Origin of the sequence: Bacillus sp. F19 (assembly GCA_023823795.1) — a bacterium.
Lineage (GTDB): Bacteria > Bacillota > Bacilli > Bacillales > Bacillaceae > Bacillus_P.
Window position 1 is genome coordinate 3,253,427 of the sequence record CP085710.1, and the last position, 12,411, is coordinate 3,265,837.

Annotated in this window: 15 protein-coding genes; 1 reads left to right on the forward strand and 14 read right to left on the reverse strand. The window is 40.9% G+C overall.

The window, feature by feature from the left end; translation table 11 throughout:
- Nucleotides 1-18: 18 nt before the first annotated feature.
- Nucleotides 19-729 carry a toxin gene (locus LIT25_16535; protein USK32205.1) on the reverse strand — a complete coding sequence of 237 codons (711 nt, stop codon included), beginning with the start codon at nucleotides 727-729 and terminating at the stop codon, nucleotides 19-21.
- 158 nt (nucleotides 730-887) lie between these two features.
- Between LIT25_16535 and LIT25_16540 the strand changes: the two genes are divergently transcribed.
- Nucleotides 888-1,049 (forward strand): hypothetical protein, encoded by a 162-nt coding sequence (locus LIT25_16540; GenBank protein ID USK32206.1) that lies wholly within the window; start codon nucleotides 888-890, stop codon nucleotides 1,047-1,049.
- A gap of 52 nt (nucleotides 1,050-1,101) precedes the next feature.
- Here the strand turns inward: LIT25_16540 and LIT25_16545 are convergent, their stop codons facing one another.
- The 13 genes from LIT25_16545 to LIT25_16605 all read right to left on the reverse strand — a co-directional run bounded on the left by LIT25_16545 (nucleotide 1,102) and on the right by LIT25_16605 (nucleotide 12,392).
- Entirely contained in the window at nucleotides 1,102-1,878 is a 777-nt protein-coding gene (locus tag LIT25_16545) for a TerC family protein (protein USK32207.1), read from the reverse strand.
- 197 nt (nucleotides 1,879-2,075) lie between these two features.
- Nucleotides 2,076-2,600, reverse strand: coding sequence for a phosphatidylglycerophosphatase A (locus LIT25_16550; GenBank protein ID USK32208.1), 525 nt, complete (start codon nucleotides 2,598-2,600; stop codon nucleotides 2,076-2,078).
- Between the two features lie 16 nt (nucleotides 2,601-2,616).
- Nucleotides 2,617-3,201, reverse strand: a complete 585-nt coding sequence (locus LIT25_16555) for a YpjP family protein (protein USK36313.1) — start codon at nucleotides 3,199-3,201, stop codon at nucleotides 2,617-2,619.
- Between the two features lie 305 nt (nucleotides 3,202-3,506).
- Nucleotides 3,507-3,632 carry a YuzL family protein gene (locus LIT25_16560; GenBank protein USK32209.1) on the reverse strand — a complete coding sequence of 42 codons (126 nt, stop codon included), beginning with the start codon at nucleotides 3,630-3,632 and terminating at the stop codon, nucleotides 3,507-3,509.
- A gap of 27 nt (nucleotides 3,633-3,659) precedes the next feature.
- Nucleotides 3,660-4,442: a class I SAM-dependent methyltransferase gene (locus LIT25_16565; GenBank protein ID USK32210.1), complete on the reverse strand. Its 783-nt coding sequence runs from the start codon at nucleotides 4,440-4,442 to the stop codon at nucleotides 3,660-3,662.
- Between the two features lie 62 nt (nucleotides 4,443-4,504).
- Nucleotides 4,505-4,939, reverse strand: a complete 435-nt coding sequence (locus LIT25_16570) for a BrxA/BrxB family bacilliredoxin (GenBank protein ID USK32211.1) — start codon at nucleotides 4,937-4,939, stop codon at nucleotides 4,505-4,507.
- 72 nt (nucleotides 4,940-5,011) lie between these two features.
- Nucleotides 5,012-6,724, reverse strand: a complete 1,713-nt coding sequence (ilvD, locus tag LIT25_16575; protein USK32212.1) for a dihydroxy-acid dehydratase — start codon at nucleotides 6,722-6,724, stop codon at nucleotides 5,012-5,014.
- 208 nt (nucleotides 6,725-6,932) lie between these two features.
- Nucleotides 6,933-7,679: a type I methionyl aminopeptidase gene (gene map / locus LIT25_16580; GenBank protein USK32213.1), complete on the reverse strand. Its 747-nt coding sequence runs from the start codon at nucleotides 7,677-7,679 to the stop codon at nucleotides 6,933-6,935.
- A 23-nt stretch (nucleotides 7,680-7,702) separates the two neighbouring features.
- Nucleotides 7,703-8,422 (reverse strand): class I SAM-dependent methyltransferase, encoded by a 720-nt coding sequence (locus tag LIT25_16585; GenBank protein USK32214.1) that lies wholly within the window; start codon nucleotides 8,420-8,422, stop codon nucleotides 7,703-7,705.
- 337 nt (nucleotides 8,423-8,759) lie between these two features.
- Entirely contained in the window at nucleotides 8,760-9,881 is a 1,122-nt protein-coding gene (locus LIT25_16590; GenBank protein ID USK32215.1) for a conserved virulence factor C family protein, read from the reverse strand.
- A gap of 78 nt (nucleotides 9,882-9,959) precedes the next feature.
- Nucleotides 9,960-10,610, reverse strand: coding sequence for an HD domain-containing protein (locus tag LIT25_16595; protein USK32216.1), 651 nt, complete (start codon nucleotides 10,608-10,610; stop codon nucleotides 9,960-9,962).
- 11 nt (nucleotides 10,611-10,621) lie between these two features.
- Nucleotides 10,622-11,467 (reverse strand): DegV family protein, encoded by an 846-nt coding sequence (locus LIT25_16600; GenBank protein ID USK32217.1) that lies wholly within the window; start codon nucleotides 11,465-11,467, stop codon nucleotides 10,622-10,624.
- A 61-nt stretch (nucleotides 11,468-11,528) separates the two neighbouring features.
- On the reverse strand, nucleotides 11,529-12,392 hold the full coding sequence (locus tag LIT25_16605; protein USK32218.1) for an amidohydrolase: 864 nt from the start codon (nucleotides 12,390-12,392) through the stop codon (nucleotides 11,529-11,531).
- Between the last annotated feature and the right edge of the window lie 19 nt (nucleotides 12,393-12,411).

Consider the following 12,411-nt stretch of genomic DNA (forward strand, 5'->3'; position numbering starts at 1 on the left):
ATTGTATAGGAAGTTTCTCTAGTTTTCTACCGTTTTGTGAAGTTTCGAAATAAATCTATAAGACAGCGGAGCCTTATGAAGCAGCTCATCTTTTGTTTTTTCATTCAAATAATACATGGCAAAAATCTCTGCAAAATATTCTTCAGGAAAACGTTCAAAGTATGTTTTACCTGAAAAGAGCAGGCCGGCCTCCTGCTTCCATATACTCAAATAAAAAGGATTGCTTCTTATGTTTGAAAACACATTCCGATCTGCAGCATGTGCAAACTCATGAAGCTCAAGCGAGACAGATCCATGTCCCTGGCCATATTGACTGTGGCCAATTTTGACAAAGACTCTATTATCTTCCGTCATTCCAGGCACGGTGTCCCAGTCTGATTCCGTTCCATAGCCCCGGGGAGTTCGTCCTGATAAATGCTCAAGACCCTCCTCATCAGTCAACTTCCCTGTAAACAATTTAATTGTCACGTTTTGCTGAAGAGCTTTTGTCAAAATGATAGGGTGAACATGATTTAAATGGTTCAGCATAACTTCTGCATCTTTTTCTGAAAAGGAATGATCTGGTACATAAACCATTTTGTAAAGCGCTGAGCTTGATGATAGCGAGACCTTAGAAGAAAGCGAATGATCTTCAAGAAGACTGCCTGACGGAGCATCTGCAAAAACAAATTGGTAGATTGAAAACATCGCTATGAGCGAGATGATAAGAACAAGCAGGTTGATTTTCATAATATATGTAACTCCTTGAAGGATTTTCTGACTTTTACGAACAATATATATGAAAATAGTAACATATTGATTTTATGCCGAACAGACATTAGACTCTGTAACTTTTATGCAAACTTCACCATATGATGGAAATTATCATGGAAATTGGGTGAAAAAACATGAGGATGCTAATAAACAAGAATATTCCTTATCAACAGAAGCAGCAGCTGACACAAGAAATGATTGAAGTTATGACGCTTAAAAGCTACATGGTTCTCGACGGACTCACATCAATCGGACTGATATCCATTTTTTATTTATATTTCAGAGGAATCCTTTAGAAAAGCGAGGGCAAATAAAAAAAGCCGCAATTGCGGCTTTTTTAATGACGGATCATACGCCAGTGCTGTTGCTTTGGCTTGATTTTTTGCGGAAATAGTTAAGAGCAAATGTACCTGCGAACATCACTAGAATGATGATGAAGAATACGGAGTGCTCAATATGAACGCCTGCAACGCTTAATCCCATTTTGATTGCAATAAAAGCAATAAGAATATAAGCAGTTGTTTCAAGTTCAGGAACTCTGTCGATTAATTTCAAGAAAACACCTGCTACTCCGCGCATCATCAGTACTCCGAACACTCCTCCTAAAAGAAGAACCCAGACTTGTTCGCTGACTCCAAATGCAGCAAGAACGCTGTCTACAGAGAATGCAACATCCATCAATTCAACTGCAACAACTGTTCCCCAGAATGTTCCGAAGAGGCGGATAAGAAGGCCCTTTTTATTAATGCCGCCCTGCTCTTCTTCACCTTCAGCATTTTCTTTTGATTTATCCATGAAGTATTTGACAGCAAGCCAAGCGAGATAAGCGGCACCAAATATTTTGACCCACCATAGTTTAATTAAGAATACACCGACACCGATAGCAATGAAACGGAAGATGTATGCTCCAAGCAAACCGTAGAATAACGCTTTTTTTCTTTGCTTTTCAGGTAAATGTTTTACCATTACAGCCAGTACAAGAGCGTTATCTGCGGATAATAACCCTTCGAGAATAACTAATGTACCAATAAGTCCCCATGAAACCGGATCTGTAAGGACTTGTCCCCACATTTCCCAATCGAAAAATTGTGCGTACGTGTCAAGCATTCCTTGCAAAATTGACATCTACCATTTCCTCCTAAACATTACGTTAACTTTTTCATTATACTTAATAAAAGATTGCTTGTTAAGTATTTTGATCGTTAGTCATAATATATACATATTTATTTATTCAGCCTTCCGAAGTTTAATACGTTTGGGCGCTAGAAAAGTTTCAACTAAAATAAAAAAAGCCCATGATATAAAATCAGGGGATTTAATCTTTATATAGTAGCCTGAGTCTGTCTGCCATCTGCAATATCCCGGGCCCGGTGTGCCATTCTGCTTGCTGCTGCAGCGGCAAGTGCTGCAACCAGATCATCAAGAAATGTATTCACGCGATTTCCGCTGTGTTCATCCAGAGCTTTGATGATTCCGAATTTTTCTTTATCCAAATAACCGAAATTGGTCAATCCGATAGAGCCATATACATTTACGATGGAAAGCGGAATAATTTCATCTATGCCATAAAGAGGTTCATCTGTTTCAACAAGATGCTGCAGCGGCTGCGGAAGCAAGTTTTGTTCAGCAAGCTGGTCAAGGGCAAGACCAGTCAGCACAGCATGCACAATTTCACGTTTATTAAGGACCTTCTCTACATTTTCAACACAATCTTCAAGTGTAATATTCGGGATGTATTTTCGCTGAAGGGTCATCACAATATCAGCGATATCCTCTAATGTAACACCCCTGTCATTCAGCATTTCTTTCGTCGTTTTCACCATTTCATCGATTGTGTATTTGCTCAATGGCCATTGCACCCCTTTAATGTGTCATCCAATTTGGCGGCATGTTCTGATTCCAGTAGATGCTGCCAAGTTCATGATGCTTTTGAAAAGAATCGTGGTGCGTATGATAATGAAAATTAAACCAATACCCCTGCTTTGGCGGATGATCGCGGCGGACATGAAATCTAAGTACATCCTGTCCTGTCTGTTTGTTATACAGGTGAAAGATTTTCTCGCCTTTGCCGTCTGCAGGTTTTTTTGAAATGGCCAAATCCTGAATATCTTCATCAGAGTACTCATCAACATATTGTTTTATGGCTTCTTCTATTTTCGGAAGAATGATCTGCCTGAATTCATCCTCAATGACGGTTCCGATTCTGTCTCCGAATTTTTGAAAGGACTGAACCTCGGCTGCTTCAACAAAAGTTGAAATGCAGGACTCTTTAGGCTGTTGCCAGTAAGCGGTTTCATCTGTAAAAAAGTGTTTGTCTGAGTTGGTTAATTTAGCGGTTGAATCTTCAGAGGAATGTTCCTCGACTGTGAGGGCAGCTGGAGGAGCGACCAATCCGAAGGTTGCAATAGTAAATAAGATGACCAGCGTTTTCCGCATCCATTTGTTCAACATGTTCTCTATTCCTCCCAGTCTTCCTATTATACTATTATTCTATCATAGATAAATTCTAAATTTATAGAAATTTTTCGCAAAAAAAGAAAATCTAGTGCCTTAAAGGGTATTAAAAAGATATGAAAAAGTTTACACTAAAGAAGACGGTGGAAATAAAATACTTTCACACTATTGGAGTGAATCAGAATGGGTTTTGAATCAGTGTTTATTATTGCATCATTCGTGACTCTGGCATATTTTATTTTCGCAGAAATAACAGATTAAAAAAACTCATGGCGCTCGCCATGAGTTTTTTTAATCTGTTACTGTTTCTGCTTTTTATTTGCTGAAGATTGCTTGCGGCCTGTTTCACTTACTGTCGTCCCCTGACCTTCAACTTCAGGCGAACCAAGCTGTGATTTTGATGGATCACTTTTGCGTTTTGACATTAGATAAGCACCTCCTCATCCTATTTTTCACGAATCTTTTATTTCTATCACACCAAAATGGAATTTCGCTGATTTTCGTTTATAAACATGAAAGCCAAGTTTTTCAAAAGCGGAACTTTTGTAATGGTTTTTTAAAACAACTCTTTTTTTAGCCACCCGTTTTGCTTCTTTGATAATGTCTTCTGTAATCTCCTGATGCACACTCAGGGACCTTAAGTGTTCGATCCCGTGTGATTCATCTATTTGCTCCTCAAACATTGGGTCAAAATAGACAACATCATATGAATTTGTGTCTAAGGATTGTAAATATTCTGCATGATTCATTCCTACAACTTGGATTCTGCGCATACTTTTATCAAATTCTTCCATTCCTGTTTCCCATTTGCTGAGACCTTTTTCAACGAGGTAAGCAACGAGATGATTCGCTTCAGCTGCTGTGACCATTCCTGTTTCACCAGCCGCGTAGCTTGCTATTATACTGTCGGATCCAAGTCCCAATGTGCAATCTAAAAAACGATCTCCTTCTTTTAAATCTGATGCAAAAATTAAAGGATCGCTCTCCCTTTTTTGCAATCGTTTCAGACGGAACATGGCTGAATTAGGATGGAAGAAGAAAGGATCTGTATTCCCTTTCTCATGGAGTTCCAGCCGGTTCTGCCCTACGACGAGTACATCCGAATTATATTCTTCCTTCATTTTGGCTATGGATCGTTTTTTTCGGGCTTTATATTCAGCTTTTAAATCAGAAGAAATCTCTTCCGCTAGTTTGATCATCTCAAGATTTGTCCTGCCTGCTGTTGTTACAATCAAAGTCTTTCACTCCGTATCACGCTTCATTCATAAAAAAGGATGCCTAATAGGCATCCTTTCCATTATTTATTAGCTTCAAATGCATTTAATAAATTTTCCATGATATGTTCAATTGAGCTGCCTTCAATTTCGTGACGAGGAATAAAGTGAACCACATCTTTTCCATTAAGAAGTGCCATAGAAGGAGATGAAGGTTCATAGCCTTCAAAGTACTCTCTCATCGCAGCTGTAGCATCTTTATCCTGTCCAGCGAAAACTGTCACCAGATTATCTGGTGCATGCTCTGCCTGCATAACAGCCTGAGTGGCAGCCGGTCTTGCAAGTCCTGCTGCACAACCGCAGACAGAATTCACAACAACCAATGTCGTACCTTCAGCACGTTCCATAAATGCTTTTACATCTTCATCCGTTGTTAATTCGTTAAACCCTGCGTTCGAAAGCTCAGCGCGCATTGGCTTCACCATTTGACGCATATATTCTTCATATGCCATTGACATAATCATTCCTCCTAAACCTTCGCGTGTAGTAAAAGAATACTACAGGAGGAATGACAATTCAACAAACGAGCCTCAGTGTGTTTTCTGCGGTTCCTTAACATCTTCAAATGCATCTGTAACTGCACCCTGCGAAGCACATGAAACAGTTCTTGCATATTTTCCTAATACTCCGCGCTTTCTAAGCGGCGGAGCAGACCAAGTAAGTCTTCTTTCTGCTAATTCTTCATCAGAAACATGGAGACGAAGCTCACGCTTATCACTATCAACCGTAATTAAGTCGCCTGACTTCACAAGAGCGATCGGTCCGCCTACTTGAGCTTCAGGAGTGATGTGGCCTACAACAAGGCCATGAGTGCCTCCAGAGAAGCGGCCATCTGTTAGAAGAGCAACACTCTCTCCTAACCCTTTCCCTACAATGATAGAGGAAAGAGACAGCATCTCAGGCATTCCAGGACCGCCCTTTGGCCCTTCGTAGCGAATAATCAGAACGTCGCCTGCAACTACTTCATTTGTTAATACTGCTTCTGTTGCTTCCTCTTCTGTATCAAATACTTTTGCTGGACCTGTCATTTTCGTTACTTTTAGGCCAGAAACCTTGGCAACTGCTCCGCTTGGAGATAAATTCCCCTTTAAAATAACAAGCGGGCCATCTTTCCTCAATGCCTGCTCAAGGGGATAAATGACTTTTTGACCCTCTCTCAGGCCTTCCTGCTCACTAAGATTTTCTGCAATTGTTTTTCCTGTTACCGTTAAACAATCTCCATGAATCAAGCCATGCTCAAGCAAAAGCTTCATAACAGCAGGCACACCGCCCGCTTCGTGCAGATCCTGCATCACGTATTTTCCGCTTGGTTTTAGATCGGCGATGTGAGGAACGGTTCTTTGGATGCGCTCAAAATCCTCAAGAGATAGATCTACATCAATGGAATGGGCAATCGCCATTAGATGAAGAATGGCATTTGTAGATCCTCCGAGAGCCATAACAACTGTGATGGCATTTTCAAATGCTTTTTTAGTCATAATATCTTTTGGATAAATGTCTTGTTCAAGCATGCGATAAACAGCCTGGCCTGCTTCATAGCAATCATTTTCTTTAAATTCTGATTCAGCAGGATTAGATGAGCTGCCAGGGAGGCTCATTCCCATTGCTTCAATAGCTGATGCCATCGTATTTGCTGTATACATTCCTCCGCAGGAACCCGCACCAGGACAGGCATGGCATTCAATCTGATGCAATCCGTCGCTGTCAATATCACCGTTATTAAATTTCCCTACCCCTTCAAATGCAGAAACGATATCAATGTCTTTGTCGTTTAATCTTCCAGGTTTAATCGTTCCGCCGTATACAAAAACAGCCGGAACCTCGGCACGCGCAATTGCGATCATACAGCCCGGCATGTTTTTATCACAGCCCCCGATTGCAACAAAGGCATCTAAATTCTCAGCTCCGACAACTGTTTCAATCGAGTCTGCAATGACTTCGCGGCTTGGAAGAGAGTAGCGCATGCCCTCTGTTCCCATTGAGATACCGTCAGAAACAGTAATTGTGCCGAAAATAAGTGCTGCACCGCCAGCTGAACTGGCACCTTTTTTAGACAGCTCTGCAAGCTTATCAATATGTATATTGCAAGGAGTGACTTCGCTCCACGTAGAGGCAATGCCGATCATCGGCTTTTGAAAGTCCTCATCCTTAAGTCCTACCGCACGAAGCATGGCACGGTTTGGCATTCGTTTCATATCATCGCTGATTACTTTACTTTTAATTCTAAGATCTTTTTTGCTCACTTTCTTCACCCCGTTAAATTTGTATTGTTATATACTATAGTCCGAATTCTTTAGTATTTCAACAATATTCGCATAATTTACAAAAATAATATGTTAAGAAAGCAAAATTCAGCATGAATTGTAAATCTGCTCCTTCATCAAGCCTCCTTGACAGAAAAAAAAGCGACCTCTGTTTAAGGTTTACAGAGGTACGCTTCATTCCTAGACCTTATTGTTCTGTTAAAATAAACGGGCCGTTTTTTGTAATCGCAACAGTGTGTTCATACTGAGCAGACAATTTCCCATCGACTGTCCGTGCCGTCCAGCCGTTATCATCCATTTTAGAATACCATGTGCCTGCGTTTAACATTGGCTCTATTGTAATGACCATCCCTTCTCTCAGCCTTAGCCACTTGCCTGGTTTGCCATAATGAAGCACGGTCGGCTCCTCATGCATCGTTTTCCCGATGCCATGACCTGTAAAGTCTCGTACGACAGAAAAAGATTCACCTTCTGCGTAAGACTGAATCGCATGGCCGATGTCACCGAGGCGATTGCCGATGACAGCCTGCTCAATCCCTTTATACATGGCTGTTTTAGTAACATCCATTAACTTTTGCGCTTCTTCTGATATAATGCCTGCAGAATGTGTCCAGCCAGAATCAGCCAATGCTCCATTTAAATTAACGACGAAATCGATTGTGACAATATCACCGTTTTTCAATGGTTTTTTACTGGGAAATCCATGACAGATTTCATCATTTACAGAAGCACAAGTTGCATATTCATACCCTTTATAGCCTTTTTGTTCTGCTGTTGCTCCATGTTTTTTTAGATAGTCATCTACGAAAGCGTCAATTTCAAGTGTCGTGACACCTGGCTTAATTAACTTAGCCACTTCTTTATGACATGAAGCGAGCAGTTTGCCTGCCTCATGCATTTTGTTAATTTCTCTTTCGCTTTTTAATATAATCATTAATTTTATCTCCTCTTTTGCCCCTAATCTTCCAGTTTTCTTGATGTTGCTTTTATGATAAGAAAATGAGGGTTCGTCATGACATATTCATAGTTCGCTGGATGATTTTTCTTAAAGCTCTCTGTACCCCTTGGTTCAAACAGTTCATCTATAACAAAAAAACGGCTTGTTTCGGTTACAATTTTCTCCATCGGTTTTCGGTAAAAGCTGACCTCAAAAGTTGAACCCGCTTTCTCCCAAGTGTCATGAAGCAGCACTTCTTCAAAGTAGTTTTCACAATTAAAAAGTTTAAAATCCATAAATGGATGATGCGTGGAAAAAACAAGCCGGCCTTTTGGCTTCAGCACTCTGCTGAACTCTTTAAAAATAGGAAACCAGTCTTTACAGTAATGCAAAGTGAGTGAACTGAAAATCATATCAAAAGAATGATTTTCAAATGGAAGAGGCTGATTTAAATCATGACAAATAATACGGGCCGCGCCTCCTGTTCTCCGTCTTGCAGCCTTCGCCATTTCCGGGCTGATATCTATAGCTGTTACGTCAGCGCCTTTTTCAAGAAACGTTTTTGTATACCAGCCTGCTGAACAGCCGGCATCGAGGATAGCCAAGCCTTCCAGTTGTTCTGGAATCATGCTCAGCATCGCAGGTCGTTCGTAATCCGTATTGTATGGGCTGTCTTGATCTACTTGCCGTTCATAAATACCGGCTAATTTATCAAATGCATCCTTAGGGGAATGTGTCATCCGCTCATCCATCCTTTTTCCAAAATTAGTGCCTGCGTACATAATGCATGGTATTCATTCAGGTATTAAGTTTCATATCATGCTCTTTTCAAAGAAAAAAAGCTGCTTCTTTACATAACAGCAACAAGAATATTACCCGATTTATAGTTTTGGCACCATACGGCTCTATGATTACCCGATTTCTGGATTTGAGCTGGTTTAGGGCCTCATACAGGCCCCTAGAACCCATGTATTTCCGCTACCCCGAAGCATCATGCGACCTTTTAGGTTGCTTAAAGAGCCTTTTTCACTCACAAAAAGACTAAATCATTTTAGCTGATTTAGTCTTTTTTTCTAATTACTTTCTGCTTTCCGTCATTTGCTTCCAGACAGAGCCTTTCGCTTCTTCTCCGCCTTCAATTCGTTCTATCGCCATTTTGATTTGAAGGCTGACTTCAAATTCAGGGTCATTTTCAGCTTGTTTTAAGGCTTCCAGAGCACTTTTATCGCCTACCTCATATAAAAACATGGCCGCTCTCCATCTGACAAGCTTGTTTTTATCCTTTAAGGCAAGCATCATTTCCTGCATGGCACTTGGGTCACCAATGTCTGAGAGACAATCTCCCGCTGTTCTGCGGACCGTTACGGATTTATCTTTCAATGCTTTGTAAAGGTAAGGAAGAACAGCTGGTTCTTCAATCATTCCTAAATAGACAGCAGCAAGTCTGCGTATGGACGCTTTCTCGTCATTCAGCGCTTTGTCTAAAACGGGCAAATCACTTTCTTTCGGGTTCATCTGCTCCAGATGCGCATACCGGACAGTCCAATCGGGTTCATCAAGCATATTCATGGTAACTTCATACGATTTGCGGGCAGGAACCTGTTCTGCTTTATCTTTTTGCAGTAGTGCTTCTGTCATTTTTGTTAACCGTTCATCGCTGTGCGCAGCCTGAAGCTCTTCAACAACATCCTTGCCGATTTCATCAAAATCTCCGTATCTGACGCCTTGTTCTTTCCACTTTCTTTCAAGAACGACGTTATCTGCATTTTGCTGTGCCTGTAAAACGGCTTTTTGAAAGCGTTCCGGCAATCCGAATCTTTTTTCAGTCTCCCCGTCCGAAAGCTTCACCTGCATTGGGATTCCGCTGAACATTTGAATGTGCACATTCACTTCTCCAAAATGTTCGTTGATTTGAGGTTTGTTTTCTGCTCCCGCTTCAACACTTTCACCAAAGGCAGCGCGGACTTTGGGGAGAATTTCCTTCCAGTCAAATTTCGCATTGCGCTCTACAGCGAGGAAATCTGCAACATGATAAACACCTTTTACACCTTCAACTTTCAGGATTTCCTGTATGACTTGAGGCGCTCCTTCTGCAGTTTCTTTTTTATAATTATTGCTTTTTCCGCCTGGCAGCTCTTCGTCTAAAATAACTTTCATCGTATTTGGACTTGGAGTCGGTTCAATCGATTTGATATTCAAAGCCATGTCACTCCCTGTTTAATCTCTGCAATCATTCTAACATAGCAAAAAGAGTTCATGCCATTTACAGAACCCGGCTTATAACCCTCTGTTCGGTCCTTCCCATTCAAGAAAAAATTGAGACAAGTAGTCGACCATAAACTGGTGACGCTGCAGCGCGAGCATTTTGCCTTCTTCCGTATTCATTAAATCCTTTAGCTTCAGCAGTTTTTCATAGAAATGATTGATTGATGTTGATTTAATTGTACGGTATTCTTCGTAGGTCATGCTGTTACGTGCTGGAATTGCAGGATCATAGATTAGATTTCCTTTTGAACCTCCGTAAGAGAAGACTCTGGCTATGCCAATTGCGCCCATCGCATCCAGCCTGTCTGCATCCTGGACAATCTGTGCTTCTATTGAAGAAACCGCTCTCCTTTTTCCGCCTTTAAAAGAAATGGTTGAAATAATGGTCAGAACTTCCTGAATCGAATCAGGATCGAGTCCTTCTTCTCTCAAGAGATTTGCAACCTCATCCGTTTTCATCCGGATGTCATCACTCAGTTTGTCGTCGATTAAATCATGCAATAAAGCGGATAGTTCGATAATCCTTAAATCACACGAGTATTTTTTTGCAAGGTTTAGAGCCGTTCTGCGGACTCTGTCAATATGGAGCCAATCGTGCCCCGTCCCCTCTGTTTCAAGGCGGGCTTTAACAAACTTTTCTACATTTTCTGCTATTTGTTTCACATTGACACTTCCTATTCTTCAAACCATGTCACGCCCACGACATCCTCTCCTGTATGAACTCCAATTGTTGTACAGAGCGGAACAAGTTTGATATGGATGTCAGGAAACTCTTTTTGAAGGACTTCATACAGTTTAGAAGACTTGCCGAGTTTGGAGCTGAATAAAACTGCTATTTCATGAATGGCGTGATTTTGATTTCCTTCTTTAATTAGATTGATAATATACTGAAACCCTTTTTTCTCTGATCTTACTTTTTCTGCTGTGGAGAGCTTGCCTGATTCCACGCGGATGATTGGCTGTATGTTTAATAGACTTCCCAGATAATATTGTGTCCCTGACATTCTGCCGCTCTTATGGAGCCTTGTTAAATCGCCGATCAGGACATATGTGCGGTGATTTTCACGGAGTGTTTTAAGCTTTGATGCAATATCATCCGGTTCAAGCCCGGATTCATGCATTTTTACCGCTGCCTTAATCAGCCTTGTCAAAGGCTCTGATAATGTCAGAGAATCGACAACAGTTACAGGAATGTCTACTTCAGCAGCAGCCTGTACAGCAGAAGTATATGTACCGCTAAGCAAACTGGATAAGTGGATAGAAACTATTTCATCATAGTCCTCTGCAAGCTTAGTATACAGCTCGACAAATGCACCTGGAGGCGGCTGTGAGGTAGTAATGGCATTAGATGAATCTTTTAATAGGACATATAGATCATCAGCCTGAAGATTCACTCCGTCAAGATATTCTTCATCATTTATGCAGATCACCATCGGCACCCAGAAGACGTCTGGATGATCTTTCAGCTCTGCATCTATGCTTGCGGTGCTGTCAGTTACCCATGCAATTTTTCTCCTCATATATGACTACCCCTTTGTTTAGTATTCAAACTATCCCTATCCTTTTATTAAGCATCCGCAATTAAGAATCCTCTTTTAAAACTGTATTTAATTTTGGAAATAATGTCAGCGCGTTCTTATAAAAAAAGTTTTCGTGATGCTCCTCAGGAATTATTTCCTTATACAAATCTATAAACGGCTTGACGCCAATTAATGGCCAGTCCGTACCGAATATAAGCTTTTCATAGTGTTCACAATATGATAAGGCATGCATCAGATGATCAAAAAACCTTGTTTTCTTTTTATCTGAAATGTCCTTTTCTGTGCCGACAATCAGTCCGGACAAATCTGCAAACATATTATCATTTTTATTGACAACTTCTGCTCCGTCCAGCACCCACGGATCTCCCAAATGCGCCATCATAAACTGGATATCGCGGTTTTCGACTGCCACTTCATCAAGTGTAAGCGGATGACTGTATTTTAAAAGTCCGCGTTCTGAGTATGTATCTCCCGTGTGAAAGACAACTGGAAGCCGGTACGCTTTTGCAAGCTCATATACAGGTCCATAAACTTTGTCATAGGCGTAATAGGGATAATATCCTAAATAGATTTTAATTCCCGCAGTCTGCGGATCCTGAAGCGATTTTTCAAGCAATACCAGGTTCTGATCATTCAATTTATTTGGATTTATACCCGGACAATAAAAAAACTCTTTTGGAACCGGCCCATCGAGATCAATTCCCATTGGCGTTTTTGCATCGGGATCAGGAAAACCCCCAGGTTTTGTTTCTGTTACACCCATGGCTACTGCAGCGACAACACCCTCTTCTTCATATTCTTTTTGCAGGCCGGCAATCGAGTAGTCGACAAATGATAATGTCTCAGCCGTTTGCTTAAAACTTTGGATATTTGAGATATGCATATGAGCATCAATGATTTTCATGAAAAATCCTCCTGAGCAA